28 protein-coding genes, 6 tRNA genes and 1 pseudogene are annotated in these 25299 nt (G+C 65.8%); 13 read left to right on the top strand and 22 right to left on the bottom strand.

The features are described from left to right. The 19 genes and pseudogenes from GRX31_RS25740 to GRX31_RS25830 form a co-directional block, all read right to left on the bottom strand. Nucleotides 1–181, bottom strand: a pseudogene (locus GRX31_RS25740) (hypothetical protein); the annotation flags it as partial. Further along, nucleotides 181–567 (bottom strand): hypothetical protein, encoded by a 387-nt coding sequence (locus GRX31_RS25745; protein ID WP_160855525.1) that lies wholly within the window; start codon nt 565–567, stop codon nt 181–183. The gene GRX31_RS25745 and the pseudogene GRX31_RS25740, both read right to left, overlap by 1 nt. 305 nt (nt 568–872) lie before the next feature. Beyond that, nucleotides 873–1322 (bottom strand): hypothetical protein, encoded by a 450-nt coding sequence (locus tag GRX31_RS30660; RefSeq protein WP_202396720.1) that lies wholly within the window; start codon nt 1320–1322, stop codon nt 873–875. Between the two features lie 2 nt (nt 1323–1324). After that, nucleotides 1325–2005, bottom strand: coding sequence for a hypothetical protein (locus tag GRX31_RS25755; protein ID WP_160855527.1), 681 nt, complete (start codon nt 2003–2005; stop codon nt 1325–1327). Beyond that, nucleotides 2002–2292: a hypothetical protein gene (locus tag GRX31_RS25760; RefSeq protein WP_160855529.1), complete on the bottom strand. Its 291-nt coding sequence runs from the start codon at nt 2290–2292 to the stop codon at nt 2002–2004. Before GRX31_RS25760 ends, GRX31_RS25755 begins: the two co-directional genes overlap by 4 nt. Then, nucleotides 2289–3122: a glycine-rich domain-containing protein gene (locus GRX31_RS25765; protein ID WP_160855531.1), complete on the bottom strand. Its 834-nt coding sequence runs from the start codon at nt 3120–3122 to the stop codon at nt 2289–2291. Before GRX31_RS25765 ends, GRX31_RS25760 begins: the two co-directional genes overlap by 4 nt. Then, nucleotides 3119–3658 (bottom strand): hypothetical protein, encoded by a 540-nt coding sequence (locus GRX31_RS25770; RefSeq protein WP_047327083.1) that lies wholly within the window; start codon nt 3656–3658, stop codon nt 3119–3121. The genes GRX31_RS25765 and GRX31_RS25770 overlap by 4 nt, the downstream gene beginning before the upstream one ends. Continuing rightward, nucleotides 3655–6771 (bottom strand): DUF4815 domain-containing protein, encoded by a 3117-nt coding sequence (locus tag GRX31_RS25775; RefSeq protein WP_074923275.1) that lies wholly within the window; start codon nt 6769–6771, stop codon nt 3655–3657. The genes GRX31_RS25770 and GRX31_RS25775 overlap by 4 nt, the downstream gene beginning before the upstream one ends. Nucleotides 6772–6781: 10 nt before the next feature. After that, nucleotides 6782–7267 carry a hypothetical protein gene (locus GRX31_RS25780; protein WP_012204516.1) on the bottom strand — a complete coding sequence of 162 codons (486 nt, stop codon included), beginning with the start codon at nt 7265–7267 and terminating at the stop codon, nt 6782–6784. Nucleotides 7268–7269: 2 nt separating this feature from the next. Next, entirely contained in the window at nt 7270–8250 is a 981-nt protein-coding gene (locus tag GRX31_RS25785) for a phage tail protein (RefSeq protein ID WP_160855533.1), read from the bottom strand. Continuing rightward, nucleotides 8247–9092 carry a baseplate assembly protein gene (locus GRX31_RS25790; RefSeq protein ID WP_236884674.1) on the bottom strand — a complete coding sequence of 282 codons (846 nt, stop codon included), beginning with the start codon at nt 9090–9092 and terminating at the stop codon, nt 8247–8249. Before GRX31_RS25790 ends, GRX31_RS25785 begins: the two co-directional genes overlap by 4 nt. Before the next feature lie 8 nt (nt 9093–9100). Next, nucleotides 9101–9451, bottom strand: coding sequence for a GPW/gp25 family protein (locus GRX31_RS25795; protein WP_016445079.1), 351 nt, complete (start codon nt 9449–9451; stop codon nt 9101–9103). Continuing rightward, nucleotides 9448–10044: a phage baseplate assembly protein V gene (locus GRX31_RS25800; protein ID WP_202396721.1), complete on the bottom strand. Its 597-nt coding sequence runs from the start codon at nt 10042–10044 to the stop codon at nt 9448–9450. Before GRX31_RS25800 ends, GRX31_RS25795 begins: the two co-directional genes overlap by 4 nt. A 95-nt stretch (nt 10045–10139) precedes the next feature. Continuing rightward, nucleotides 10140–10649 (bottom strand): phage tail protein, encoded by a 510-nt coding sequence (locus tag GRX31_RS25805; protein WP_046239913.1) that lies wholly within the window; start codon nt 10647–10649, stop codon nt 10140–10142. Then, nucleotides 10633–11199, bottom strand: a complete 567-nt coding sequence (locus tag GRX31_RS25810; RefSeq protein ID WP_160855535.1) for a DUF2514 family protein — start codon at nt 11197–11199, stop codon at nt 10633–10635. The genes GRX31_RS25805 and GRX31_RS25810 overlap by 17 nt, the downstream gene beginning before the upstream one ends. Then, entirely contained in the window at nt 11199–11780 is a 582-nt protein-coding gene (locus GRX31_RS25815) for a glycoside hydrolase family protein (RefSeq protein WP_160855537.1), read from the bottom strand. The genes GRX31_RS25810 and GRX31_RS25815 overlap by 1 nt, the downstream gene beginning before the upstream one ends. Further along, nucleotides 11777–12043: a hypothetical protein gene (locus tag GRX31_RS25820; RefSeq protein WP_016445084.1), complete on the bottom strand. Its 267-nt coding sequence runs from the start codon at nt 12041–12043 to the stop codon at nt 11777–11779. Before GRX31_RS25820 ends, GRX31_RS25815 begins: the two co-directional genes overlap by 4 nt. Before the next feature lies 1 nt (nt 12044). Next, nucleotides 12045–12248: a tail protein X gene (locus tag GRX31_RS25825; protein ID WP_016445085.1), complete on the bottom strand. Its 204-nt coding sequence runs from the start codon at nt 12246–12248 to the stop codon at nt 12045–12047. 384 nt (nt 12249–12632) lie between these two features. After that, nucleotides 12633–12851 (bottom strand): hypothetical protein, encoded by a 219-nt coding sequence (locus GRX31_RS25830; RefSeq protein ID WP_016445086.1) that lies wholly within the window; start codon nt 12849–12851, stop codon nt 12633–12635. 569 nt (nt 12852–13420) lie between these two features. On the opposite strand from GRX31_RS25830, the gene tig reads away from it, so the two are divergent. The 13 genes from tig (at nt 13421) to GRX31_RS25895 (ending at nt 23110) form a co-directional block, all read left to right on the top strand. Next, nucleotides 13421–14731 carry a trigger factor gene (gene tig, locus GRX31_RS25835; protein ID WP_016445087.1) on the top strand — a complete coding sequence of 437 codons (1311 nt, stop codon included), beginning with the start codon at nt 13421–13423 and terminating at the stop codon, nt 14729–14731. Nucleotides 14732–14866: 135 nt separating this feature from the next. Continuing rightward, nucleotides 14867–15475, top strand: coding sequence for an ATP-dependent Clp endopeptidase proteolytic subunit ClpP (clpP, locus tag GRX31_RS25840; RefSeq protein WP_016445088.1), 609 nt, complete (start codon nt 14867–14869; stop codon nt 15473–15475). 107 nt (nt 15476–15582) lie between these two features. Then, a complete protein-coding gene (gene clpX / locus GRX31_RS25845) occupies nt 15583–16845 on the top strand; it encodes an ATP-dependent Clp protease ATP-binding subunit ClpX (protein WP_012204530.1) in 1263 nt (420 codons plus the stop codon). Nucleotides 16846–16965: 120 nt separating this feature from the next. Continuing rightward, nucleotides 16966–19380 carry an endopeptidase La gene (gene lon / locus GRX31_RS25850; RefSeq protein WP_016445089.1) on the top strand — a complete coding sequence of 805 codons (2415 nt, stop codon included), beginning with the start codon at nt 16966–16968 and terminating at the stop codon, nt 19378–19380. Between the two features lie 103 nt (nt 19381–19483). After that, a tRNA-Gly gene (locus tag GRX31_RS25855) sits at nt 19484–19559 on the top strand. Between the two features lie 69 nt (nt 19560–19628). Then, nucleotides 19629–19704 (top strand) — tRNA-Gly (locus GRX31_RS25860). A 58-nt stretch (nt 19705–19762) separates the two neighbouring features. Further along, nucleotides 19763–19838 (top strand) — tRNA-Gly (locus GRX31_RS25865). Nucleotides 19839–19884: 46 nt separating this feature from the next. Continuing rightward, nucleotides 19885–19958 (top strand) — tRNA-Cys (locus GRX31_RS25870). Nucleotides 19959–20341: 383 nt separating this feature from the next. Continuing rightward, the gene (locus GRX31_RS25875) at nt 20342–21106 is read left to right on the top strand and encodes a M48 family metalloprotease (RefSeq protein WP_016445158.1); all 765 of its coding nucleotides are present in this window, start codon (nt 20342–20344) and stop codon (nt 21104–21106) included. A 139-nt stretch (nt 21107–21245) separates the two neighbouring features. Next, nucleotides 21246–21321, top strand: a tRNA-Gly gene (locus tag GRX31_RS25880). A 98-nt stretch (nt 21322–21419) separates the two neighbouring features. Further along, nucleotides 21420–21510 (top strand) — tRNA-Leu (locus tag GRX31_RS25885). Nucleotides 21511–21839: 329 nt separating this feature from the next. After that, entirely contained in the window at nt 21840–22466 is a 627-nt protein-coding gene (locus tag GRX31_RS25890; RefSeq protein ID WP_013803265.1) for a DUF6806 family protein, read from the top strand. A 32-nt stretch (nt 22467–22498) separates the two neighbouring features. Continuing rightward, nucleotides 22499–23110 (top strand): M48 metallopeptidase family protein, encoded by a 612-nt coding sequence (locus GRX31_RS25895; RefSeq protein WP_047327108.1) that lies wholly within the window; start codon nt 22499–22501, stop codon nt 23108–23110. Between the two features lies 1 nt (nt 23111). Here the strand turns inward: GRX31_RS25895 and murI are convergent, their stop codons facing one another. From murI to GRX31_RS25910, 3 genes are read right to left on the bottom strand one after another with little or no spacing between them, the layout of a single operon-like run. Further along, complete coding sequence (murI, locus tag GRX31_RS25900) at nt 23112–24002, bottom strand: glutamate racemase (protein ID WP_160855539.1); 891 nt, start codon at nt 24000–24002, stop codon at nt 23112–23114. Between the two features lie 58 nt (nt 24003–24060). Beyond that, on the bottom strand, nt 24061–24648 hold the full coding sequence (locus GRX31_RS25905; protein ID WP_160855541.1) for a GNAT family N-acetyltransferase: 588 nt from the start codon (nt 24646–24648) through the stop codon (nt 24061–24063). Then, a complete protein-coding gene (locus GRX31_RS25910) occupies nt 24645–25277 on the bottom strand; it encodes a class I SAM-dependent methyltransferase (protein ID WP_160855543.1) in 633 nt (210 codons plus the stop codon). The genes GRX31_RS25905 and GRX31_RS25910 overlap by 4 nt, the downstream gene beginning before the upstream one ends. Nucleotides 25278–25299: the final 22 nt, after the last annotated feature.

Here is a 25299-nt window from a genome sequence, read left to right on the forward strand (position 1 = left end):
CCTGTTCGTCAGGCAAGGCCTGCGCCACGTCTTCCCAGTGCGTGCCGGTCCAGCGGCGGCCGAGCACCGAGGTGTCGTAGCGGGGCAGGGGGAGCAGGTCGGGGGCGTTGAGCTCGGCGTGCGTTTCCGTGATGGCGAAGGCCACGCCGGCGGGGGTGAGCTGGGCGTAGTGGTGGGGCATTACTTGAACTCCACCACTTGGATATCTATCACTCCTGCGCTGTAGATTTTGTAGTCGGAGCCCATTAAGTAGTTCCAGCAGCGGAGCACTGTTGGACTCAGGATCTCGCAATCGAAGACCATTGCACTGACATTTGGATTCACCTGCCTTATTAGTACTGTGGTTTTCTGAGGGTTGATGGCCGCGATAGCAACGTCTGAGTAGTAAGGCGCACTGCCGCTAGGCTGAACGCGAAGTCTCTGCAAGCTCTTTAGAACACTGCTGTTGCTGACCTGACTGTTCAAGCCTGCAATCTCGCTGCGTGCACTTGCCACGGCACTGCTCAACGCAGCAATCTCCGCTCGCGTCTTCACCAGATCGGCACTGATGACGGCATCCAGGCTCATGCAGGCACCTTCGCGCAAGCTGCGGTGTTGGCGGGATCGACAGTGATGGTTTGTGTCATGCTGAAGTTCATGCAGCGAAGGCGGCCTGGTTGTCCTTGCAGGGCTTGGCGCCTGCCGCCTGCACGGCCGCTGGCGCTGTGCCCGGGTTGCATTGATGTTCTCGCGGCATGGGCATGGGCGCCAGCGACCTTGGCTGTGCCGGAGGGCTGCACAGAGGCTTGGTTTGGCGCTGGTTCGGGGTGCCGACCAGGAAAGGAAAAGCCCCGGCTACTCAACGGGCGCCGGGGCTTTTGCAGGTGGATATGTCAGGGGCGTTCGCCGGGCTGGACGGGTGCCCCGAGGATCTCGCTTGCGCGGCCTGGTGCGATCAGTTGCAGGTCCTCGATAAGCCGCATGCCGGCGGCCACATCCGCATCGTCCAGGTCGATGAATCCAGCCTGCTCCTGATCCTTCAGGCAGGCGCGCAGCATGGCGGCATCCTTGCGCTGCTTCTCGCTGGTGTCGGAACGGTCCACGGCGGCCCATTCGATAGCCGAGCGTTCGGCGAGGGTGAAGCGGCGGCGCAGTGCCAGGGGGGTGATGTGGCGTGTGGCAGAAGTGGACACCGCCGTGGGCGGAGGGGTGAACAGGCCCGTGTTGGCGTCATGCAGCCAGCCTGGAGAGGCGTCGCCACACGGGATCCAATCCGGTAGAACAGTCTCGGAAAGCACGATGTTGTCTACCACCGCTTCGATGACTTTTGCATAGCGTTCCATGGTCAATACTCCTCGATGCGAATGTAGCCACCAGCACCAGGGGTCGCCGCGCGGGTAGGGTAGCTTCCGCCTCCTCCTGCGCCGTATCCCGTGGGATACGTAGCATCGACGGTGTTGTTGCCGCAGACGCCCCCAACTCCCATGCTGGAAGAGCCCCCAGCCTGTGCTCCCACATTGCCGGGTGTTATGCCATGGCCTCGCCGCGTCGATTGCGTGGTCGGATAGGCTGGAAAGTCGAAATCACCGGTCTGGCCTGGAGGCCCCCCGTCCACTGAGAGCTGCCCGAGTCTTGTATTGCCTCCGCGCCCCGAACTGCCTGCGCCAACTTCGTAGGTCGCACTTCCTGTGAGAGTGATTCGCCGATAGAGTTCGTCGCCAGCACCTCCACCCGTTCCGATGCGCATTCTTGTGTTGGAGTACGAGTAGCCAACAGCTCCGGCGCCCCCGGCACCTATCAACCAGACATATTGGTAGCTGCTCTCGGGCAGAAACGTATGCGTGCCGGCGCCCCAGGTGTAGATGGTTACCCTGAGCGGCTTTCGCGCAGCGGCCGTCCCCAAACCGGCCAACGTACTCTCGATCTGCGCTAGCTTCGTCGTCAGCGCAGTCGTCTGCGCCTGCACCGTGTTGACCTGACCCTGCAGCGCCTTGACGCCTGCATTCGTGATGGGATCGAAACTCATCCCTGTACCTCCGTGGCATTGACCGCCGACACGCGCCCTGCGGCCGATTCGTCGGGTTCGGTTATGGGTGTGTTTGTGGGCGCAGGCGCTTGATCTTCGGTGGAGATCTGCCAGCCTGTGCCTGTTCTGACGGAGCCGATCGCGCAGTCGCCTGCCACTGGCTCGATGCTGTCCCACAGTGATGGCTGGCGCGTCTGCAACTCGGCGATGAATTCCTCGTCCGCAACGATGATGTTGTGCACGCGGTCGGCCTTGATCAGTGCGAAATGCAGGTCCTGCTTATTCATTCGTACCACCAGACGCGTACAAAGCCGCTTCCGCCATTGCCGCCATCGGCATGCTGACCGATCCCGGACGAACCGCCGCCTCCTCCGCCTCCGCCGGAGTTGGGTGCGGCGTGGCCTCCCCGTGTCGCGCTGCCGGCGACGCCCGTGCCTCCGGCGCCGCCACCGCTGTAGCCGGGATCTCCGGGCACGACGTTTCCGTAGTCCCCGGTCGAGCTATTGCCCATAGCCAGTCCGCCGATCACACCATCGGCGCCCGGCTGGGTAGCATTGCCTGTTCCCGAGCTGCCGAATCCTCCTGCGCCGCCGGGGCCACCATATCCACTGACGCCGAAAGAGCGGCCGGCAGCCGAGCCGCGCGGGGACGGGTCGCCGACACCTGTGGGACTTTTGAACTGACGCCCGCCCATGGCCAGCAGGTTTCCGAACGAGGTGTCTCCACCATTGGCGGCCTGGCTCATATAGGCTGCAGTCTGTCCGCTTCCTCCTGCGCCGATGACTACGCTGGTAGGGCCGCCGACGCCGCCAATCTCGAAGCGCACCGCTCCACCGGCGCCTCCGCTGTTGCCGCTGTATCCCCCACGGGCTCCGCCTTGCCCGCCGCCAACGGCCAGTATGAATACCTGGCCGCCGTTGGCCAGTAGCTTGGCCGAAGGGTAGAAGTAGCCGCTGCTCCGGAACTCTGTGAACTTGAGCTTGCCGGACATGGCGGCCAGTACTTCGGCCTTGTGTCCCGCGGCTTCATTGCGGCCGGAGTCCACCTTCTGAGCGGCCTGCTGCACGCTGTCGGCCAGCCGGCGCAACTCGGCGTAGTTGACTGCGTCGAAACTCATCCCTGTACCTCCGTCGCATTCACCCCCGACACCCGCCCCGTGGCGGCGTCGTAGGCATAGGTTTCCGTGCGCACGCGCCCGCGGTAGCTGGTCTGCTGCTGGGAGACGCGGCCGGCGCCGTCGTAGCTGACGGCGGTGGTGGCGCTGAAGCCGTTGACGCTGCGCGTGATGCTGCTGATGCGGCCCTGGGCGTCGTAGCCGAAGCTTTCGCTGGTGGCGCCGTTGGCCGGGCCCAGCGCGAGGTGCTCGGGGTTGAGCTTGACGTTGACGCCGGCCACGCCGTTGACGCTGGCCACCTTGCCGGTGCTCAGCGACTGGACGGCGGTCTCCAGTTGCTCTATGCGGTGAGCCACCACGTCCATTGCGTCCTGCACGCCCTGGGAACTGGCCTTGGTGTCGATGAGCTGGCGCGCTGCGGTCAGCGCCTGGTCCACGTCCTGCACGGCCTGGCGCAGGCGCAGCACGTCGTCTTCCAGGCGGTTGTCGGGGTGGGGCAGGGGCCAGCCCTGCGCTGTCTTGTCGTCGTGCAATGTCATATCACGATGGCTCGCAGGTTGGTGACCTGGGGACGGGCGCCGTGGCTGCCCGTGAGGACCAGGCGGACACGCAGGCGCTCGGCGCTGATGCCGGTGAGGCGGTAGCTCAGCTCCAGCACGCCTGCGGTCTGGGGGCTGGTGCTCAGGTAGGGCACGTTGGTCCAGGCGCTGCTGCCTTCGGCCTGCATCTGCACGGCCAGGGCGCTGCCGGCGGGCAGCACGGCCTCGGCCACCACGTTGAGCGTGACGTTGCTGCCGGCGTTGATGGCGGGGCTGATGTAGTCGCCCGTGGCCTGCAGGCTACCGGCTACCAGCTGCATGCCGGGCAGCAGGTGGGCTGCGTGGTTGGTGTTGCCCGAAAGTTTGGCGCGCACGGCCACGTTGCCGCTGTAGCGGCTGGCCAGCTGCACGGCCTGGCCTGGTGCGGCCTCCAGCGTGCTGCCGTCTTCCAGCTGCATGGCGAAGACCAGTTGTGCGTCGGCTGCGGGCAGCATGGCGCCGGCCTGGACCATGAGGTCGGTGGCGTCCTGCACGGCGATGCTGCCCAGCTCGATGGTGCGCGTGGTGGCCGTGTGTTCGGCCGCCAGCAGTTCGAAGGTCATGTCGCGTGTCTGGTGGGGCGTCCAGGTGCTGGCATTACTGCTGGACAGCAGCACGCCCACGCTGTAGGGCTGGCTGGTGACCCACTGCGCGCGCGCCGCGTCCCAGCCGCCCAGCTCGGCCACGGCCAGGGCGGTGGTGGCGTCGTTGGTCAGCACGACGATGGCGTATTCCACGCCCGACTCCAGCAGCACCGGCGCCCATTGCGCCTGCGTGGGCTTGGCTGCGGCGATGTCGGCGTTGATCTGGGCCGGCTTGAGCACGCATTCGGCCAGGATGCTGCGCGAAGGCACGCCGCTGGTGACTTCACGCAGTTGCACCTGCACATCCTTGTCGCCCGCCGCGGCGAACCACAGGCGCGTGCCGCAGATCTCGCGCGTGGTGCCCAGGGTGAAGGTCTGCGCCAGCGGGTCGTAGAGCTGGACCGTGATCTTGGCCACGCTGCGCTCGAGCAACTGGCCCTGGCCCGTGAAGACGGCTTCGGCATGGCTGCCGGCGCGTCCCGTGAAGTGCACGCTCTTGGTGCCCGAGGGCACGCCCGCCGGGATCTTGAACGTGCCTTTGAGTCCCTGCGCCGTGGCCACGAGCGTGCCGCCCGTCAGGGGCTGGGGCGTGACGGGAATGCCGTCGAAGATCAGCTCGGTGAGGGTTTCGCCCACCGGAAAATCCAGCCAGAACTGCACATCGATCTGGCGCAGCTTCTCCAGTGCCTTGGTGGATTCGGACAGCAGCTTTTCGGTTTCCGAAGGACGCGCCTGGCTGGGCGTCAGGCGCAGGATGATGGGGTTGGCCCATTGGGTCTGCACATCGGTCCAGTAGTCCACGGCCGGCGTCAGGGTGGCTGCGCTGGGCAGCACATCGAAGGCGCCATAGGGATTGACCAGCATGGAGCCGGTTCGGCCCAACTGGTCGAGCACGACCACAGGCTGGTAGGGCGTGGTCTGGGGAGCGGTGATGTCGGTGCCGATCTGGTGCAGCGCGGCGTTCATGGGCAACTGCAGCTGTCCGCCCAGGATATGGGCGCTCTGGCTGCGCCCCGCATCGCGCAGGCCGTTGTCCAGCATCGGATCCGCAAACAACCCCTTCTTGACCCCGCTGTGCCGCCCCGACACGTCCACCGACAGCCGCAGCTCGGCCAGGTCGGCGTAGATGGTCTGGATGTGGTCCTGGTAGGCCTTGAGGGTCTGCATGGGCACGACGCGCACGGCGTCCTGGTCCACGCGGCGGTTGCTGTCCCAGCTTTGGTAGACCGAGGCCAGGGCCAGGGTGCCGCTGGGTGCGGCCGGCACCTTGGGCGACCACGCGGCGGGCACGCCGGGCACCCACTGCAGCTGGCCTTCGCTGTTGAGCACCAGGCGGTCGTAGCGGCGCAGCGCGTAGTGGTAGCTGACCAGCACCAGGGTGTCCTTGAGCGCGCCTTCCACGGTGAAGCCCGTGGAGTCCACGGCCGTGGGCGTGGCGTTGAGCATGTACTGGTAGGTGACCTGGTAGGTGCTGCCGGGAACGGGCTCGGCGCCTGAAGGGCTCCAGTCGATCTGGCCGCCGACCAGCTTCCAGTCCGTGCCCTGCACGTAGGTGGTGCCGGCCTGGACCACGCTGTCCACGGCCAGCACGGCGTTGTCGGGCAGCGGGTCGGCCGCGCCCGTGAAGCCGCCGTGCGTGAGCGTGACGGTCTTGCGCGCCTGCACGCGCACCTGGGGTGTGCCGACAGCGGGCTGGCGGTCGAAGCGGATGCGCTGGGCGGCCGTGCCGGCCGAGGTGTGGGGCTCGCTGTCCACGAAGAACAGGTCGGGCTTGGCCTCGTAGACCAGGCGGCGGCTGGCACCCAGTTCCAGCGGATGGCCGTTGACGCGGGCGGCGCCCTCGCGCACGGTGTAGACCTGCTGGCCGGTGGCCAGGTCCTCGCCCATGATCACGTCCAGGCCGCGCACCACGTAGGTGCCGCCCGCGCTGTCGCGGTCATAGCGGGCCAGGGCCTGGGTGACGGCGTCGATGTTGGGCGGCGGCTCCTTGGGCATGACGGAGCCGTCGATGATGGTCCACACGGGATAGAAGGTGCCGGCCGTGCCGTCACCCTGCGCACCCCAGACCAGGGTCACGCGCTCGCGCAGCGCCCCGGGCTCGCCATAGCCGCGCGTGCCGGCGGCGGGGTTGAGCAGCTCGGGGTCCTGCAGCTCGGTGACGGTGTCGGTCTGCAGGTAGGCGCCCACATAGACCGTGCCCACGGTGGCCACGGTGAGCGTACCCGGCGTGATGCCGCGCACGGCACCGGCCACGTAGAGCGCGCCGGCCTCGATGGTGGTGGCACCCGTGTCGGCGGAGGTGATGCACTGGCAGCCGCGGACGATGTCGCCCTCCTTGAACAGCACATCGGTGATGCCGCGCAGGCGGTGCTGCTGCATGCTCTGCAGCTCGTTGAGTTCGGCCGATTGCAGCACGCGGTCGGCCGCGAACTGCAGCCTGTCGTAGCGCTTGCCGGCGTCGAAGCGGTCGTAGATCTTGGTCTGGCTCATGGGGTGCCGTTCAGAAGGGGAGGATGATTTCTTCGACCTGGCGCACGCTGCCGCTGCGCAGGATCCGGGGGCGGCGCTCCAGCGTGTACAGCTCGCCCTTGCCGGTCAGCTGGCTGGCCAGCACCCAGCGCTGGCCGGGCGGCACGTCGGTGGCGACCTGGGTGCCGAAGAACACGCCCATCTCGCGCACGTCCTCGCCCTTGGCGTCGTCGAAGCCGAAGGCCGCGCGCAGGTAGACGAAGGTGGTGGGGGTGTCGCTGACGCTGTAGCGCGCGCCGCTGGGCAGCTCGATCTCGCCGTTGTCGTCGGGCCGCGCAAAGCGCACCTCGGTGACCAGGCGGCGGCCGATTTCGTCGACCAGGGCGTTGGCGGTGATGGGTTCGGGCTCGGGCGCGGCGTCCCAGGCGGGCAGGCCGCGGCCCCAGGCGATGTGGATGGTCTGGGCGGCGACGGCCTTGGCGAGGGCGATGCGGCCCGCTTGCTGCAGAACTGCCATGTTCAGGGTTCCTCGGGTTCTTCGGTGGTGGTGGTGCGGGTTTCGAAGGATCGGCGCCAGGGCGTGCTGTCCCAGCGTCCGGTCCAGGTACGGGTGTTGTCGTGCGGGCGCTCGGTGCTGGCCCAGGGGTGCAGGCTGGCCAGGGCCAGCGGAGCGGGCGCCGTCCAGGCGCTGTGGGTGGCCATGGCCTGGGCGGGAATGGGCCGCAGCGGCGCGTAGTAGGCGGGCTCGCCCGTGGTGGTGGCGTTGACTTCGGTGATGCCCAGGCTGGCGTCGATCAGGATCTCGCTGTCCAACGTCCAGGCATCGAGCAGCATGCGGTCGGCATAGGTGGCGATGGTGGTGACGCGGAACAGCTGGGCCGTGAGCACGCCGTCCGAAGGCGGTGCCTCGGTGCCGGTGCGGCGGGGCAGGCCCTGGCTGAGCTTGACGGGTTCGCCATATGGCGACACATCGATCCAGGTGCCGCTGTCGTTGTCCAGCATGCCGGCGTCCAGGCCCGGGCCGTGGTCCAGCCGCAGCGGGCGCAGGTCGTGGCCGTGGAAGACGCGGTAAAAGCGCACATGCGCCGGCAGGCTGGCGCGCACCACATGGGCCACGCTGGCCAGCTCTGCGTCGCCGATGATGCGGCCCAGGTCCAGGTGCAGCCAGGCACCGTCCTCGTCGAGCTGCGCGCCGTCATAGCCCAGCCAGCCCAGCGCGCGCTGCATGGAAGCGGCCGTGCCGCGCTCGCGCAGCCAGGGCAGGCCGTTGGCGATGATGGCGGGCACATCGTCAAAGTAGCGGTCGAACTGGGCAATGCCCCATTCGGCCGCCAGCCAGGGCAGAAAGGCCGCAGGCTCGCCATGGGCCGGCGCGGGAAAGGCGCCGGCCAGGCCGTCCCAATTCGGGACGACCTGGTCCACGGCCTTCTCCAGCGCCGTGGCGTTGGGCGGCAGCACGTGGCGGCGGGGCGCCGTCGGGACGATGGCGGCGGTGCTCATGCCTGCAGGCCCTCGTCCACCAGCTGCACTCGGCCCAGCACCGGGTATTCGTCGGCGGCCAGCGGCGTGAGCTCGGCCGGGGCCTGTGCGTCGGGGTAGGTGACGCGGGCAATGCCGTCCACATGCAGGCGCGTGGTGATCCACGAGCGCGGCACATCGCGGCCCAGCAGCGCGTAGGCGGCGATCTGGGCGGCCAGGCCGGCCTGCAGGCGCGCCACGATGTCCACGGGCGCACCTGGCTCGCGCAGCAGGTGCGCCGTGATGTCGATGGGGTGCGGGCGCGCCAGCGATACCGACACGGGCACGCCCAGCGGCCGCGCGCCTGGCGCATTGAGGGCCGACAGCACGATGGCCAGGGTCTCTTCGGCCTGTGCGGGCTCGACCAGCCACAGCTGCACGCTCACGCGGCCGGGCTGGGGCTGCGTGGCGATGGCGCTGTGCACATTGGCGCTGGCCGTCATGGCCAGGTGCTCGTAGTGCTCGGCCGTGCCGCTGCCGGCCAGCGCGCGCACGCGCAGCAGGATGCGCTGGCGGTAGCGGTCGTCGCTTTCCCCGGGCAGTCGGGCCACGTCATAGAAGGCGCCCTTGTGGTCCAGGTCCGAGCCCTGGGCGAACGCAATCAGGTGCGCACGCGCGGCATCGTTGACGCGCGCCCGGTACAGCAGCTCGCGATAGGCGTGCGCCTCCAGCAGCTTGTTGAGCGGCTCGCTCTCCAGCGCCAGGACCTCGGCGGCCTCGGGGTGGCGCGCCAGCAGATCGGCGCGGTGGGCGTCGAGGATGCGCTCGAAATCCAGCGTCTCGACGACGCCGGGCGGCGGCAGGGCGTCCAGTGCAGGGGTCATGTCTTGCTTCATGAAAGGGTGCGGGCGATGGGCATCTGCAGGCTCAGCGGGGCCGGGCGGCGCGTGTTGTTGAAGGTGCCGATCAGCGTCAGGTCGGCGCGCCCGGGTGCGGCCGGATCGCGCTCGATCACGATGCGCGTCAGCCGGATGCGCGGCTCCCAGCGCATCAGCGCGCTGGCCACGGCGGCGCGCAGGCGCGCCTGGGTGGCGTTGTTGTCGGGCTGGTCCAGCAGCGCCGGGACCAGCGATCCATAGTCGCGGCGCATCACGCGGGAGCCGATGGGCGTGGACAGGATGTCGGCCACGCTCTGGCGCAGATGCTCCATGCCCTCGATGCGGCGGCCTGTATGGCGGTTCATAGCGGCCCCTGCGTGATGGCGTCGCCTGCCCTGACGCCGCCATGTCGATGGCGCAGCAGGCTGATGGGGCCGGTGGTCACATCGGGCGCGCCGGCCAGGCCCTGCGCATTGACGGTGGCCGAACCGCCGCCGGCCTGCAGGCTGATGCCTTGCTCGTCGATGCTGATCACCGAGTTGCCCACGCGCAGCGTGATGCCGTGGGCCACGTTGATGTTGAGACGGCCCGTGGTGCTGTCGTGCTCCATGAAATCAGTGGGGCTCCACTGCGTGTGGCACACCCCTTCGCGGTCGCTGGGCTGGGCTGCGGCACTGCTGTAGATGCCGGTCAGCGCCACGGCGCCCAGCAGGTCGCCGCCGGGCGACAGCAGCACGCACTGCTCGCCCACGGCAGGCGGCCACCAGACGCTGGCGTTCTCGCCTGCGGCGCGCAGGGCCAGCCAGGGAATCCAGTTGGTGGTCAGGTTGCCGGTCTTGACGCGGCAGCGCGCAGGGCGCGCATGGCGGACTGCGGCGATGGTGCCCGTGCGGATCAGCCCCTCCAGGCGGCGGATGATCTCGTACGGGCTCTCGGTTTGTGCGACGGGCGAATCCATGGCGTTCATGGTGCCGGCCGGGCCCTTGCGTGTCGCCGTGTGCCGGGCGTGGCGCACGCTGCCACATGCAGCCCGGCATGCAGCCCGGCCACGCCTCAGCGCGGGTCGTAATTCCACTCGGCCACCTTCTCGCCGAACAGGAACAGCTCCCACAACTGGCGCTGCGCAATGTCGAGCTGGCCCGGCGGCTCGGGCTTGTAGATCAGGTCGAAGGCGCCGGGGCTGCCCTCGCGCGGGCGCGCTAGCACGGCCTCCACCAGGTCGATCTCGATGGCGAGCTGCTGCGGCTGCGAGGCGGCTGCAGGGTCCGTGGAAGGAGGCGCAATGTCGAAGCGGATCGCCTGCTCGCGCCTTTCTGCATGGTCGAACAGGTCGGGCTGGTGGCGCCGCGCCCAGACCAGCAGCGGCACGGTCACGGCATCGATGCTGCCGGTGAAGTCCGCAATCACCAGGCTCAGCGTGTAGCGGTATTCCCAGGAAAGGGACGGCGTGCCCGTGTTGACCACACGGCCCCTCTGGATGGTGAAACGGATGTTCCCCGGCGACTGTTGCAGCTGGGGCAGGGCAGCGACGAGCGCGTCGCGCAGGCTAGCGGGCTTGAGCATGGCGTGGGTCCTGGGTCATGGTGCTGGTCAGGGCGCTGGTCAGCGCGAGCCCGGCGTCGTAGGCGCGCTCGCAGGCGCTGCCTCGGTGGCGGGCGTCGTCAGCAATGCGCGCCAGCGCTCCCGCTCGTTCGTCAGCGCGGCGCTGCAGCTCGGCGAGCAGATCGAGGGCGCCGGTGCCTGGCGCGCACTGTCCGGCAGCGGCGCGAGCCTGGGCGGCGGCACGGTGGGCGGTGATGTAGTCGGCGAGGTCGCCGCGCAGCCGGCCAGCAGCAGCGCGGGCAGCATCGGCATCCGCCGCAGCGCGCGCCAGGGCCAGGTCCGTGTCGCGTGCAAGAAAGTCGAGGCGTTCACGGTAGGCTCCTTCCCGTTGTCGATAGCGTTCGGATGCGTGCAGCGCGGCGGTGGCAGCAGCCTGGCGGTCGGTCGCCAGATCCGTGCGTGCCTGCGCCGCATCGCGCTCGGCACCCAGCCGCGCCAGCGACTGCCAGACCAGCAGTGCCGCCAGCAGCAGGGCCAGCAGCTGCCAGGCATGGGTTTGCAGGCGGTCCATCAAGGCTGGGCCTCCATGCAGGCCGCGTGGCGTGCCTGCTGGCGTGTCCACACGCCGCGGCATACCTTGTTGCCGGGTGCAGAGCAGTCAAAGCGCCAGCGCGTGGGCCGGCCTGCGCCATCCCATCGATAGGGGCTGAAGCCCTGCAAAGGCTGGCTGCTGGTCATGAATCGCCAGGACAGGTAGGACTGGCAGGCGCCGGCGTAGTCGCCAGCCCGTGTCCTGGTCAGCATCGAGGAGCCGCGCCAGGCCCCGCAGCCGTATTGGCCTGCGAAGTCCACCGCCTGGGCGAACTCGGCCGGGTGCACCCGCGTGTCGCCCAGCGAATCACGCACGCAGGCGCCGTACTGCTGCTCCAGCAGGTTGATGGCCAGCTCGCGCGCCCGTTCGCGGGTGATGGGCGGGTCGGCCAGAGTCACGCGCGTGCCGTCCTCGTAGCGCGTGGCGCCGTGGCCGATGGTGGGTACATCGCCGCGAACCGGGATGATCGGATCTGCGCTGAAGCCTTCTGCGGCAATCCAGGCCGCGAGAATGGCCGCGCCAATGCCCAGGCCTGCCGCTGGCATGCGCGCTGTGCTCATGGGGCCGCTCCGGTGTCTGTGGCGGTCGAAGATGCCTTCCTGCGCGCAGCGTCCTCGGCCTGGCGCGCGCGCCGGTCCTCGCGCTCATTGCGCCAGCGCCACAGCAGATACACGGCCTGCAGCAGCACGTAGACGATGGTCAGCGCGGTGGCGGTATGGGTCATGGTCCAGCCATTGGCCACGTTAGCGGCCACGACGGTGACGGGAGGCGCGGCCTTGGCGCCTTCCAGGGCGGCGGTCTTGACGATGGTTTCTCGGTCCATGTCAATCCCAGAAACTGATCAAGGGCAGGCTGGGTGCCTGGGCGGGTTCGGTCAGCTCGACGGCCAGGCCGGCGGGCAGGTGGGGCCCGTGGGCCGACAGGCCCGGGTTGCGCTCCAGCGTGGCTTCCACCACGCCGCGCGTGGCGCCCAACTGGCGCATGCACAGCTCGTCCAGCGTTTCGTATTCACGGGCGATGGCCTGCATCAGTCGCGCTCCCTGTATGCAGGGTCGGCGGGAGCGGCGGCACGGGCCGGTGGCGGTATCGCCTGATCCGGCGCGGGAAAGGGAATGGCAAGACTCACTGAAGCTCCTCGTGGGCCGGCCCGCGCGGACCTGTTCCTGGTGCACCCGCCATGCATGTGGCTGCGGATGCCGGGAACGCCTCAGTCCACCGGATCACGGAGGCACCGGGCAGGCGGTATGCCGGGTCCGGCGCGCGGGCCGGGGATGAATGCCATGTTTGCCCAGGGGCGCCAACCGGGCAATCGCCGAAGCCTGTGCGCAAACCGGGCACACCATCGGCGTATCCGGTGCAGGAACGACAAGGCCCCGCAGGGCGGGGCCTTGTCGAGGCGAAGGTGGGCTGGGCTAGCTGCGCTTGCTGCCAATTGCCTGGCTGCGATGCAGATGGTCGGACAGGTCGCCCGCCGCCGCGCTGAGCTTGCGTGACACCGGCAGCAGCAATGCGGTAATGGCCGAGGCGTGCACGGCCGTGCCCCGGGCTGCAGCCAGCAGCTCGCAGATGGCGGCCACTTGCTCGCTGGCGCTTTCCACATCGTCCCTGACCGTCTCAATCTGGTGCTGCATCACGTCTTCTTTCTACTGTATGCACATACAGTATAGGTCGAATGGGCAGATGTTTCAATTTGAAGTGACCCTGTTTCATCTGCTGATTGAGGACGGCAAGCGGGGTTTTGATCAGGTCGTGTACATGTCGACCTGGGGTGTGCAGAGTGCACCTCGAGGCTTTTGAACGGCCCGCGCGAATCCCGCGCTGTGAAGGCAAGTGATTGTTTTTGAATGGTTGACGACCCGCCCCCCGCGCACCACGCACCAACGCCGCTCAACTGCGGCGAACACTGCCCAAGCCCGCTTCCTGTAGGGACGGCCCGTTTGCAAACGGATTGGGGGATTCCCCGCAAGTGGGTGCGTCCGGAGGTTAAAACCGCCTCGTTTATAATGTCCGGCTTCGCTTACATCACGGGTTGAGCGAACCATGTGCGGTCCCCAGCGGCCAGGCGCATGTGATGTAAGCCCTTGAAATCTGAGGTGCCGCGCGGCCGACTGGCTTTGGCTCGCGTTGCACCGTGACTTTTGCGCAATACGGTGCGGGCTGTACAGCAGCCGGCACGGTCCAATCCCTCATAGGAACAAACATGGCCGTTACTGTTGAAACCCTTGAAAAGCTCGAGCGCAAGATCACGCTGAGCCTGCCCCTGAACTCCATCCAGAGCGAAGTCGAGAACCGCCTCAAGCAAGTGGCGCGCACCGTGAAGATGGACGGCTTCCGTCCCGGCAAGGTGCCGATGAGCGTGGTGGCCCAGCGTTATGGCTATTCGGTGCAGTACGAAGTGCTCAACGACAAGGTCGGCGAGGCTTTCGCACAGGCTGTCAACGAAGCCAAGCTGCGCGTGGCCGGCCAGCCCCGCATCTCCGAAAAGGAAGGCGCTCCCGAGGGCGAGGCACAGTTCGAAGCCATCTTCGAAGTGATGCCTGAAGTCAAGATCGGTGACCTGACCTCGGCCGAAGTCGAGAAGCTGACGGCCGAAGTGGACGACGCTGCCATCGACAAGACCGTGGACATCCTGCGCAAGCAGCGCCGCACCTTCGCGCAGCGCGCCCAGGCCGATGTGGCCGTGGACGGCGACCGCGTGACCGTGGACTTCGAAGGCAAGATCGACGGCGAGACCTTCTCCGGCGGCAAGGCTGAAGACTTCCAGTTCCTGGTCGGCGAAGGCCAGATGCTCAAGGAATTCGAAGACGCAGTGCGCGGCATGAAGGCCGGCGAGTCCAAGACCTTCCCCCTGGCTTTCCCCGCTGACTACCACGGCAAGGACGTGGCCGGCAAGACCGCCGATTTCCTGGTGACGGTCAAGAAGATCGAAGCCGCCAACCTGCCCGAAGTGGACGAGGCCTTTGCCAAGGCACTGGGCGTGGCTGAAGGCACGGTCGAAGGCCTGCGCGCCGACATCAAGAAGAACCTGGAGCGTGAAGTCAAGTTCCGCGTCCAGGGCCGCAACAAGCAGGCCGTGATGGACGCCCTGGTGTCCAAGGCCGAGCTGGAACTGCCCAAGGCCTCGGTGCAGGCTGAAGTCGCCCGTCTGCTGGAAGGCGCTCGCGCCGAGCTGCAGCAGCGCGGCATCAAGGACGCCGACAAGGCCGAGATCCCTGAAGACGTGTTCCTGCCCCAAGCCGAGCGCCGCGTGCGCCTGGGCCTGGTGGTGGCCGAGCTGGTGCGCGCCAACGAGCTGCACGCCACCCCCGAGCAGATCAAGGCCCACGTGGAAGAGCTGGCCGCCAGCTACGAAAAGCCCGAAGACGTGGCACGCTGGTACTTCGGCGACCGCCAACGCCTGGCTGAAGTCGAAGCCGTTGTCATCGAAAACAACGTGACCGAGTTCGTGCTGGGCAAGGCCAAGGTCTCCGACAAGGCCGTGTCCTTCGACGAACTGATGGGCCAGGCCTGAGGGTTTGAGCACCGCCTGCCTGCCGCTTCGTGAGATCGGCGGGCGGGTTGGCATCTGCGGGGCTTGTGCTTTGGCGCACAAGCCCCATTTTCTTTCCGGATACGGCTAAAGTAGCCCCCTAGTACTGGAGAAAACATGAGCGCATTGGAAACTCAGGGTTTGGGCATGATCCCAATGGTCATCGAACAGTCCGGCCGCGGAGAGCGGTCGTACGACATCTACTCGCGCCTGCTCAAGGACCGGGTGATCTTCCTGGTGGGCCCTGTCAATGACCAGACGGCCAACCTCGTCGTGGCCCAGCTGCTGTTCCTTGAAAGCGAAAACCCCGACAAGGACATTTCGTTCTACATCAACAGCCCCGGCGGCTCCGTGAGCGCTGGCCTGGCCATCTTCGACACGATGAACTTCATCAAGCCCGATGTGTCCACGCTGTGCACCGGCATTGCAGCCAGCATGGGTGCCTTCCTGCTGGCCGCTGGCACCAAGGGCAAGCGCTTTGCGCTGCCCAATTCCCAGGTCATGATCCACCAGCCGCTGGGCGGCATGCAGGGCCAGGCCACCGAGATCGAGATCCACGCCCGCGAGATCCTCAAGACCCGCGAGCGCCTGAACAAGATCCTGGCCGAGCGCACGGGCCAACCGCTGGAAAAGATCCAGCACGACACCGAGCGCGACTACTTCCTGTCCGCCGACGAAGCCAAGGACTACGGCCTGGTYGATCAGGTGATCAACAAGCGCTCCTGAAGCCCGGAGGCTGTATGAGAATGGGCGGCGTTTTCCCCCTACGGAAAACGCCGCTTTCCATTTGGTTATCATCCTTTTCCATATTTCTGTAACAAGGCACCGACCCCATGGCCGAGAAAAAAGGCTCCTCCAGCGAAAAAAACCTTTATTGCACCTTCTGCGGCAAGAGCCAGCATGAGGTCAAGAAGCTGATCGCGGGTCCGTCAGTCTTTATCTGCGACGAGTGCATCGATCTCTGCAACGAGATCATCCGCGACGAGCAGCCCAGCACCGAGGCCAAGGACGGCCGAGGCGACCTGCCCACGCCCGCCGAAATCAAGGCCAACCTGGACAACTACGTGATCGGCCAGGACCTGCCCAAGCGCACGCTGGCTGTCGCCGTATACAACCACTACAAGCGCCTGCGTCACAAGGACAAGGCCGGCAAGGACGAGATTGAGCTGGCCAAGAGCAACATCCTGCTCATCGGTCCCACGGGCTCCGGCAAGACGCTGCTGGCGCAGACGCTGGCACGCATGCTCAACGTTCCCTTCGTCATGGCCGATGCCACCACGCTGACCGAGGCCGGCTACGTGGGCGAGGACGTCGAGAACATCATCCAGAAGCTGCTGCAAAGCTGCGAATACGACGTCGAGCGTGCGCAGCGCGGCATCGTCTACATCGACGAGATCGACAAGATCTCGCGCAAGTCCGACAACCCCAGCATCACGCGTGACGTGTCGGGCGAGGGCGTGCAGCAGGCCCTGCTCAAGCTCATCGAAGGCACCATGGCCAGCGTGCCTCCGCAAGGCGGCCGCAAGCATCCGAACCAGGACTTCCTGCAGATCGACACGACCAACATCCTGTTCATCTGCGGTGGCGCGTTCGCGGGCCTGGAGAAGGTCATCGAGAACCGTACCGAGGCGTCGGGCATCGGCTTTGGCGCCACGGTCAAGAGCAAGAAGCAGCGCTCCATCTCGGAAGTGTTCCAGGAGATCGAGCCTGAAGACCTGATCAAGTTCGGCATCATCCCCGAGCTGGTCGGCCGCATGCCCGTGGTCACGGCCCTGGCTGAACTGGGTGAAGACGCCCTGGTGCAGATCCTGACCGAGCCCAAGAACGCCCTGGTCAAGCAGTACAGCAAGCTGCTGGCCATGGAAGGCGTGGAGCTGGAGATCCGGCCTGCCGCGCTCAAGGCCATCGCCCGCAAGGCGCTGGCGCGCAAGACGGGTGCGCGTGGCCTGCGCTCCATCCTGGAGCAATCGCTGATCGGCACCATGTACGAACTGCCCAATGCCGACAATGTCGAGAAGGTGGTGGTGGACGAGTCCACCATCGAAGACGGAAAAGCACCGCTGCTGGTTTACCGCGAGGCGGCCAAGAAAGCCTGATGCGCCGCTGCCTGCAAAGGTCCGGCAGCGCAAGTCCCTGTGGCCCGAAATCCTTTCGGGCTGCGGGGTTGAAATACACCGGTGGGCGGACCATCTTCCGCTGACAAACCGAGGATTCCCATGTCAGGACATACCCCTTTGCCTTCCACCCCCCTAGACCTGGCGCTGCTGCCGCTGCGCGATGTGGTCGTGTTCCCCCACATGGTGATCCCGCTGTTCGTGGGCCGCGCCAAGAGCATCAAGGCGCTGGAGCTGGCCATGGAGGGCGACCGCCGCATCATGCTGGTGGCCCAGAAGACCGCCTCCAAGGACGAACCCACGGCGGCCGACATGTTCGACGTCGGCTGCGTGTCCACCATCCTGCAGATGCTCAAGCTGCCCGACGGCACGGTCAAGGTGCTGGTCGAAGGCCAGCAGCGCGCGCTGGTCAAGCAGGTCATGGATGAAGAGACCCACTTCGTGGGCTCCGTCGTGCCCGTGGCGCCCGAGGCCGAAACCCACAAGCCCAGCGAGATCGAAGCCCTGCGCCGCGCCGTGACGCAGCAGTTCGACCAGTACGTCAAGCTCAACAAGAAGATCCCGCCCGAGATCCTCACCTCCATCGCCAGCATCGACGATGCCGGCCGCCTGGCCGACACCATCGCCGCGCACCTGCCGCTCAAGCTCGAGAACAAGCAGGCCGTGCTCGACCTGGTGGACATCAAGGAGCGCCTGGAAAACCTGTTCGAGCAGCTGGACCGTGAGGTCGACATCCTCAACGTCGACAAGCGCATCCGTGGCCGCGTCAAGCGCCAGATGGAGAAGAACCAGCGCGACTTCTACCTGAACGAGCAGGTCAAGGCCATCCAGAAGGAACTGGGCGAGGGCGAAGACGGCGCCGACATCGAAGAGATCGAAAAGAAGATCAAGCTGGCCCGCATGCCCGCCGAGGCGCGCAAGAAGGCCGAGGCCGAGCTCAAGAAGCTCAAGCTCATGTCGCCCATGTCGGCCGAAGCCACCGTGGTGCGCAACTACATCGACGTGCTCACGGGTCTGCCCTGGAGCAAGAAGACCAAGATCAAGCACGACCTTGCCAATGCCGAGGAGGTGCTCAATGCCGACCACTTCGGCCTCGAAAAGGTCAAGGACCGCATCCTTGAATATCTTGCTGTGCAGCAGCGCGTGGACAAGGTCAAGGCGCCCATCCTGTGCCTGGTCGGACCTCCGGGCGTGGGCAAGACCTCGCTGGGCCAGTCCATCGCCAAGGCCACGGGCCGCAAGTACGTGCGCATGGCGCTGGGCGGCATGCGTGACGAGGCGGAAATCCGCGGCCACCGCCGCACCTACATCGGCGCCATGCCGGGCAAGGTGCTGCAAAGCCTGGACAAGGTCGGCACGCGCAACCCGCTGTTCCTGCTGGACGAAATCGACAAGCTCGGCATGGACTTCCGTGGCGATCCGTCGAGCGCCCTGCTGGAAGTGCTGGACCCCGAGCAGAACCACACCTTCGGCGATCACTACGTCGAAGTGGACTTCGACCTCAGCGACGTGATGTTCGTGGCGACCTCCAACTCCATGAATATCCCGCCCGCGCTGCTGGACCGCATGGAAGTGATCCGCCTGTCGGGTTACACCGAGGACGAAAAGGTCAACATCGCCATCCGCTACCTGCTGCCCAAGCAGATCACCAACAACGGTGTGAAGGAAGGCGAGATGCGGGTGGAGGAATCCGCCATCCGCGACATCGTGCGCTACTACACGCGAGAGGCCGGCGTGCGTTCGCTGGAGCGCGAGCTGTCCAAGATCTGCCGCAAGGTCGTCAAGGGCCTGCAGCTCAAGAAGCTGGAGCCCACCGTCGTCGTCACTGCCGACAACCTGCCTGACTACCTGGGTGTTCGCAAGTACACCTATGGCCGTGCCGAACTGAACAACCAGATCGGCCAGGTCGTGGGTCTTGCCTGGACCGAGGTCGGCGGCGATCTGCTGACCATCGAGGCCGCCATCATGCCCGGCAAGGGCGTGATCTCGCGCACCGGCTCGCTGGGCGACGTGATGAAGGAATCGGTCGAAGCCGCGCGCACCGTGGTGCGCAGCCGCTCGCGCATGCTGGGCATCAAGGACGAGGCCTTCGAGAAGAAGGACATCCACGTGCACGTACCCGATGGCGCAACCCCCAAGGACGGCCCCAGCGCGGGTGCAGCCATGACGACGGCCTTCGTCTCTGCGCTGACGGGTATCCCGGTGCGTGCCGATGTCGCCATGACTGGTGAAATCACGCTGCGCGGTGAGGTCACCGCCATCGGCGGCCTCAAGGAAAAGCTGCTGGCTGCCCTGCGTGGCGGCATCAAGACGGTGCTGATTCCCGAAGAGAACGTCAAGGACCTCCAGGAGATCCCCGACAACGTCAAGAGCGGCCTGGAAATCATCCCCGTCAAGTGGATCGACCAGGTCCTCAAGGTGGCGCTGGAACGCGTGCCAGAGCCTCTGTCCGACGAGGAGGCCGCCGCCGTGGCCCCGGCGGAAACCAAGGCTGTGGAGCCTGCAGTCAAGCACTGAAGATGAAAAAATGTAGCGTTTTTCCTGAACCCTCCAAGAACTACGCTACAATTCATCCCATCGCAGCAAACGACGTTGTAGAATGTCAGGCTTCGATAGAAATGCGGGAATAGCTCAGTTGGTAGAGCGCAACCTTGCCAAGGTTGAGGTCGACGGTTCGAACCCGTTTTCCCGCTCCAGATTTTGAACATGCCGTTTCGGGTGTGTTCGGTTCTGGTGGCGGTTGGCTGCCAGAATGGATGATTCAAGCGGGAATAGCTCAGTTGGTAGAGCGCAACCTTGCCAAGGTTGAGGTCGACGGTTCGAACCCGTTTTCCCGCTCCAGTTTTGAATGTGCCTTGTGTACGTTCGATTCAGGTGACGGGTAGTTGCTTGAATGTTTGCGGGAATAGCTCAGTTGGTAGAGCGCAACCTTGCCAAGGTTGAGGTCGACGGTTCGAACCCGTTTTCCCGCTCCAGTTTCTAAAAGCTGCAGCAATGCTGTAGTTGTTTGATAGTGATCTTGGCGCGATAGCAAAGCGGTTATGCCCCGGATTGCAAATCCGGTTAGACCAGTTCGACTCTGGTTCGCGCCTCCAAAAATTCATTGCGAAAACAGTTCAAAAGGCCCTTCGGGGCCTTTTTCTTTTTCTGCGTCAGGATCATTGCTTGTCCTTGCTGTCTGGTTCGAGCCAGCCCCGTGCCCGGTCAAGCTCCATCTCTCCCTCTCTCTAAAGTTTCGGCACTCTGCGAGTGGTTCAGGGCTTGTTCTTCTGTGACATGAAGAGAATTCCATTCTGTAATTCATTGCCAGTTCGGTGAATTATTTTGTTTCCAATTGTTCTGCCTGGATCCTCGCCGCGAGCGTGCTTATTGGAAGTTGGTTGGAAAATTGCAAAAAAGTGCAAATGGCTTGCCATTGGCAGTGGTTTCAATTGGCCGGTCGTGGATATGATGCGCGCTTCATTCATCGGGAGGGATTATGAAGATCAAGCTATTGACGGCGATTGTTGCCAGCGGCGTGGTGCTGGCGGGTTGTAAAACCATGGAGTCCGCTGATGTGGGCGGGCTGCTGGATTCGGGCTCCACGGCCATGAAGGCCATGACACTCACGGATGACGATGTGGTCACGCTGTCCAACGACTCCTGCGCGGCCATGGATGCGCAGAACAAGGTGGCCGATGCCAAGAGCAAGTACACGGTGCGGCTGAACAAGGTCATTGCCAGCATGCCGCAGGCCGTCAATGGGAAAAAAGCCGTCTACAAGGTCTATATGACGCAGGACGTGAATGCCTGGGCCATGGCCAATGGCTGCATTCGCGTCTACAGCGGCCTGATGGATCTGATGAACGACGATGAATTGCGTGGCGTGATTGGCCATGAGATCGGGCATGTGGCGCTGGGTCATAGTAAGAAGCGCATGCAAACGGCCTATGCGGCATCGGCTGCGCGCTCGATTGCAGCCAATAGCGGCAATTCGGCGCTGGCCTCGCTGTCGCGCTCGCAGGCCGGAGATCTGGGTGAGAAGTTCATCAACGCCCAGTTCTCCCAGTCCCAGGAGTCGGCGGCTGATGACTATTCCTTTGACCTGCTCACGGAAAAGAAGATGAGTCGCCAGGGCCTGGTCACATCGTTCCAGAAGCTGGCCAAGCTCAGCGGTGGCAGTGGCGGCAGCTCCATCCTGAGCTCTCACCCCCCGTCTGAACAGCGCGCCAAGCGCATGCAGGACCGCATCGACGGCAAGTAAGCGACGGCATGGAGCGGGCTGCTGTGCGGGTGGGCATTGATCCGCTTCGACGTGGATTTTTTCCGGACTTGGTCCGGAGTGCCGGAAATCTGCGCTAGAATTCAAGTCTGCTCTGTGAGGCGCGCAGCTTGACAGATATGCGGGAATAGCTCAGTTGGTAGAGCGCAACCTTGCCAAGGTTGAGGTCGACGGTTCGAACCCGTTTTCCCGCTCCAATTCAGAAAAAAGGGAAGCGGTAACGCTTCCCTTTTTCGTTGGTGCTGCAGTTGCAGGTGTGAGCAGTTCGCGCTGACCTGTGACGCTGCGGTGCAGGGCCCCGATGGTGAAATTGGTAGACACTGCGGACTTAAAATCCGCCGCTTCCGAACAGGGGCGTGCCGGTTCGATCCCGGCTCGGGGCACCACAACCCAATACGTACTAGGCATTGTTGCTATCTATACGGTAGCGGATTGAAGCAGCCAAGGCGCCTGCTGTTCCGCAAATTCAGGCGTCGGGCCGCAACGTGCATCGACGGTCCTGCCCGCTTGCTGCGCTGCACGGTGTCCATGCGTTGCCAAGTCCTTGCCCGTTGGCATAACGTGCGAGAATCCCTTCATCAGGCCCCGGGCTGCTTGCCTGGATGGCGCGGCTCGGGCAGACAGTGATGGCGATGCCTGCATGCGTTCCGTTGACATTGATCGTGGCACATGGTGCGGCGTGACAGGTGTGGCCAAACTCATCCCAGACGAGAACATGTCGAATTACAACGCTCCATTTGAAATCCACGTGCACGGCCAGGTGCTGCTGCGCCCCGACACGACCTACGAGCAGTTGCAGGAAGCGCTGGGCCCGCTGTGGAAGTATGCGGGTGCCCGCTCCCTGGCCGATGGCGCTGGCAGCGTCTACGAAGAAGAGCCCGGCATCCAGTTCGATACCAAGGAGCGCCTGCTCCAGGTGTGCTGGACGGTGCGCGGCGATGAGGACTTCCGCCAGTCGCTGGACGACATGTGCATGGGCATCAACGAGCTGGCCGAGCAGGGTGCTGCCATCGAGGTAACCTTCTACGACACCGAGTTCGACGAGGAAGAGGAGTCCGAAGAGGCCGAGTCGCGCGACGACTTCGTCATGCTCTTCGTGGGCCCGACGCCCGCGGCCATCATGCAGGTGCAGCGCGACCTGCTGGTGCAGGACGTGGTCAACCTGATGGAGCGCCATTTCGACGGCTCCGAGCTGGGTGGCGTGGTGCAGGAGATCGACAAGCTGTTCTCCCAGCGCTTCGACGCCCTGGTCAGCTCGCTGGAGATCGGCAAGCCGCCGCGCGGCATGGGTGGATCGGGTTCGGGCCACGGCGGCAACCGCCGCCCCCGCCACCTGCATTGAGCGCAAGGCGCTGCCCCGCGCAGCGTACAGCCATGGCGGCACAGACCAGCACGCCCAAGTATTCCGGAGCAGTCACCGAGACCGTGCGCCGCCAGCGCGAGCAGCGGCGCGAGGTGGCCGGTGGCGCGCTGCCGCTTCCCTACCTGTCCGCCTACCCGGCCGCGCTGCAGTCACAGGTGCGTGGCTGGCTGGCCGATGACAAGGCCGAGGCCTGGCTGCTGCGCAAGCATCCCGAGGCCCATGCCGTGCGCACGGACAAGAGCCTCTATGACTACGTGGATGCCCTCAAGGGCCGGCACCTGCGCAATGCCGGCACGCTGAACAAAGTGGCTTACGACGGCCGCATCCATGTGGTCCACAACGCCCTGGGCCTGCACACGCGCCGCGCCGTGGTGCAGGGAAGTCGCCTCAATGCACGGCATGAGATCCGCATCGGTGCACTGTTCAAGCAAGCGCCCGAGGCTTTTTTGCGCATGATCGTCGTCCACGAGCTGGCCCACCTGCGCGAGCCCGATCACGACAAGGCCTTCTACCAGTTGTGCACCCACATGGAGCCCGAATACCACCAGCTGGAGTTCGAGTTGCGGCTGTACCTGAGCTGGATGGACCACTCGGGCCGGCGCCTGTGGCAGGCGCAGCCGTGATTCAAGCGGCCGTGGGGATGGCGCTGGATTCGCCGACCTGAACGGACGAGCAGCATTGCGCGGGCAGATCCAGCCAGCGCGATGCCGCAGCCTGCAGGGCCTGCAGCGATCCCGTGGTCATCAACCGGACCTGGCCCTCCGCCGCGGGCAAGGGTCCTGTTTCGCTGGCCAGGGTGCCCAGGCGGTCCAGCACGCGCCGCGTCTGGCGGGCTACCGGGGCACCTGTGTCGATGAACTGGATGTCCGGCCCCAGCAGCGTGCGCAACTGCTCGCGGGCGAATATGTAGTGGGTGCAGCCCAGCACCAGGGAATCCATCTCGCCCGTCTTCTGTCCGAAGCTGCCCAGGGCATTCACATATCTGGCGCACAGGCGCGCGACCTCGGTGGCCATGGGGTCGGCGGGAACGGGCTGCTCCGTGCTTTCCTCGATGGCCTTGGCCAGACCGTCGCAGGGCTGGACATGGAATTGCACGCGCTGGCCATGGTCGGCCACCAACCGGGCAAAGCGCGCACTGCTCACCGTGCCGCGCGTGGCCATCACGCCCACGTGGCCGGTCTGGCTCGATAGCGAAGCAGGCTTGATGGCGGGCTCCACGCCGATCAGGGGCAGTTCGGGCATTTCAGCGCGCAGCATGTCCACGGCAGCGGCCGTGGCCGTATTGCAGGCGATCACCAGTACCTTGATCTGGTGCTGCTCGCACAGGTGGCGCGCAATGGTGCGCGTGCGCTGCTGCACGAAGGCGTCGCCGCGTGCATCGCCATACGGTGCATAGCCGCTGTCGGCCAGGTAGATGAAGCGCTCATGCGGCAGCTCATGGCGCAGCGCCTGCAGCACGCTGAGGCCGCCGATGCCGCTGTCGAAGACGCCGATGGGAGAGGCCGGGGAGGTCATGTGGAGATGCGGATAAAGGCTTTTGGAGGCGGCGCCCAGTATGCCCGCTCGGGCGCGTTCATGCTCGGGCCATGGCTTGCTGCTGCAGCCATTGGGCATGTGTCAGGCGGTACAGGCAATGCCTGCGCAGCGCATGGCCTGCCGGCACCTCCGGATGGTCGAAGTCATGGGCGTCGCGCTCCATGCCCAGGCGCTGCATCACGGCCTGCGAACGCAGGTTGGACAGCGCGGTGAACGAGACGATGGACTCCAGATGCAACGCGCCGAAGCCGTGCTCCAGCGCCGCCCGCGCGCCTTCGCTGGCCAGGCCCTGGCCCCAGAAAGGCCGGGCGAGCCGCCAGCCGATTTCCACGCAGGGCGAGAACGGCAAAGACGCGGCGGGAGTGTGCAGCCCGATGAAGCCCATGAACTCGCCACTGGCAAGGTGTTCTGCCGCCCAGAAGCCCCAGCCGCGTTCCTCGATCAGTGCCTGGATCCTGTCTGCCATGGCATCGCTTTGTTCACGGCTGAGCAGTGCCGGAAAGTGCTCCATGACCTGTGGGGCGGCATTCAGCGCGGCAAAGGGCTGCCGGTCGCCGGCCTGCCACTGGCGCAGTATCAGGCGCGGTGTCCGCAGGGTCGCTACAGGGGAATGTGTGGTGGTCATGGTTGGAGAGGGCGCTGCAGCACCAGCAGATAGGCGGCCGCATGGCCGTGGAAGGAGTGGGGGATGAAGCCTGCCTTGCCTGCCAGCTTTTCCACGCTGGTGCGGCGCTGGAAATGCGGGTCGAAGACCAGCTCGGCCACGGCCAGCAGGCCGCCGGGGCGCAGGCTCTGGAACACGTCGGCCAGCGCGGCCTGGCGGTCCGGGATCTCTCCCAGCACGGCGGCCATCACGGCGCGGTCGTGCTGCTCGGCTGCCAGCTGCCCCTGGCCCAGCGCCGCCGCCTGGGTGCGCACATTCTCCAGCCCCTGCGCGCACGCCTTGGCCGCCACCTGTTCGAGCATGGCCGGCTGCAGGTCCACGGCCAGCACCTGTCCCTGCGCACCGACGGCACGTGCCAACGGCAGGGTGACGCGGCCCGGGCCGCAGCCCGCGTCCAGCACCTTCATGCCTGGCTGGATCTGCAGTTGCCCGACGATGAAGGCGGCCTTGTTGCTGGCCGCGAAGGGATTGTCGAGCTCGACCATCCAGCGCAGCCAGGACGGGCAGGGCAGGACATGGCGGCGGGAGGACAGGCGCCACGCCAGGCTGGTCGCGGCCAGCAGGGCGATGAGGACGAGCGCGATGGTCATGTTGAATGGGCAGTGTTGCAGG

It is taken from the genome of Delftia sp. CH05 (genome assembly GCF_009827015.1).
GTDB classification, from domain to species: domain Bacteria; phylum Pseudomonadota; class Gammaproteobacteria; order Burkholderiales; family Burkholderiaceae_C; genus Comamonas; species Comamonas tsuruhatensis.

Excerpts from the sequence above, each read along its gene's own strand:
- GRX31_RS25745 (WP_160855525.1), bottom strand. The coding sequence starts at position 567 with ATGAGCCTGGATGCCGTCATCAGTGCCGATCTGGTGAAGACGCGAGCG.
- GRX31_RS30660 (WP_202396720.1), bottom strand. The coding sequence starts at position 1,322 with ATGGAACGCTATGCAAAAGTCATCGAAGCGGTGGTAGACAACATCGTG.
- GRX31_RS25755 (WP_160855527.1), bottom strand. The coding sequence starts at position 2,005 with ATGAGTTTCGATCCCATCACGAATGCAGGCGTCAAGGCGCTGCAGGGT.
- GRX31_RS25760 (WP_160855529.1), bottom strand. The coding sequence starts at position 2,292 with ATGAATAAGCAGGACCTGCATTTCGCACTGATCAAGGCCGACCGCGTG.
- GRX31_RS25765 (WP_160855531.1), bottom strand. The coding sequence starts at position 3,122 with ATGAGTTTCGACGCAGTCAACTACGCCGAGTTGCGCCGGCTGGCCGAC.
- GRX31_RS25770 (WP_047327083.1), bottom strand. The coding sequence starts at position 3,658 with ATGACATTGCACGACGACAAGACAGCGCAGGGCTGGCCCCTGCCCCAC.
- GRX31_RS25775 (WP_074923275.1), bottom strand. The coding sequence starts at position 6,771 with ATGAGCCAGACCAAGATCTACGACCGCTTCGACGCCGGCAAGCGCTAC.
- GRX31_RS25780 (WP_012204516.1), bottom strand. The coding sequence starts at position 7,267 with ATGGCAGTTCTGCAGCAAGCGGGCCGCATCGCCCTCGCCAAGGCCGTC.
- GRX31_RS25785 (WP_160855533.1), bottom strand. The coding sequence starts at position 8,250 with ATGAGCACCGCCGCCATCGTCCCGACGGCGCCCCGCCGCCACGTGCTG.
- GRX31_RS25790 (WP_236884674.1), bottom strand. The coding sequence starts at position 9,092 with ATGACCCCTGCACTGGACGCCCTGCCGCCGCCCGGCGTCGTCGAGACG.
- GRX31_RS25795 (WP_016445079.1), bottom strand. The coding sequence starts at position 9,451 with ATGAACCGCCATACAGGCCGCCGCATCGAGGGCATGGAGCATCTGCGC.
- GRX31_RS25800 (WP_202396721.1), bottom strand. The coding sequence starts at position 10,044 with ATGGATTCGCCCGTCGCACAAACCGAGAGCCCGTACGAGATCATCCGC.
- GRX31_RS25805 (WP_046239913.1), bottom strand. The coding sequence starts at position 10,649 with ATGCTCAAGCCCGCTAGCCTGCGCGACGCGCTCGTCGCTGCCCTGCCC.
- GRX31_RS25810 (WP_160855535.1), bottom strand. The coding sequence starts at position 11,199 with ATGGACCGCCTGCAAACCCATGCCTGGCAGCTGCTGGCCCTGCTGCTG.
- GRX31_RS25815 (WP_160855537.1), bottom strand. The coding sequence starts at position 11,780 with ATGAGCACAGCGCGCATGCCAGCGGCAGGCCTGGGCATTGGCGCGGCC.
- GRX31_RS25820 (WP_016445084.1), bottom strand. The coding sequence starts at position 12,043 with ATGGACCGAGAAACCATCGTCAAGACCGCCGCCCTGGAAGGCGCCAAG.
- GRX31_RS25825 (WP_016445085.1), bottom strand. The coding sequence starts at position 12,248 with ATGCAGGCCATCGCCCGTGAATACGAAACGCTGGACGAGCTGTGCATG.
- GRX31_RS25830 (WP_016445086.1), bottom strand. The coding sequence starts at position 12,851 with ATGCAGCACCAGATTGAGACGGTCAGGGACGATGTGGAAAGCGCCAGC.
- tig (WP_016445087.1), top strand. The coding sequence starts at position 13,421 with ATGGCCGTTACTGTTGAAACCCTTGAAAAGCTCGAGCGCAAGATCACG.
- clpX (WP_012204530.1), top strand. The coding sequence starts at position 15,583 with ATGGCCGAGAAAAAAGGCTCCTCCAGCGAAAAAAACCTTTATTGCACC.
- lon (WP_016445089.1), top strand. The coding sequence starts at position 16,966 with ATGTCAGGACATACCCCTTTGCCTTCCACCCCCCTAGACCTGGCGCTG.
- GRX31_RS25875 (WP_016445158.1), top strand. The coding sequence starts at position 20,342 with ATGAAGATCAAGCTATTGACGGCGATTGTTGCCAGCGGCGTGGTGCTG.
- GRX31_RS25890 (WP_013803265.1), top strand. The coding sequence starts at position 21,840 with ATGTCGAATTACAACGCTCCATTTGAAATCCACGTGCACGGCCAGGTG.
- GRX31_RS25895 (WP_047327108.1), top strand. The coding sequence starts at position 22,499 with ATGGCGGCACAGACCAGCACGCCCAAGTATTCCGGAGCAGTCACCGAG.
- murI (WP_160855539.1), bottom strand. The coding sequence starts at position 24,002 with ATGACCTCCCCGGCCTCTCCCATCGGCGTCTTCGACAGCGGCATCGGC.
- GRX31_RS25905 (WP_160855541.1), bottom strand. The coding sequence starts at position 24,648 with ATGACCACCACACATTCCCCTGTAGCGACCCTGCGGACACCGCGCCTG.
- GRX31_RS25910 (WP_160855543.1), bottom strand. The coding sequence starts at position 25,277 with ATGACCATCGCGCTCGTCCTCATCGCCCTGCTGGCCGCGACCAGCCTG.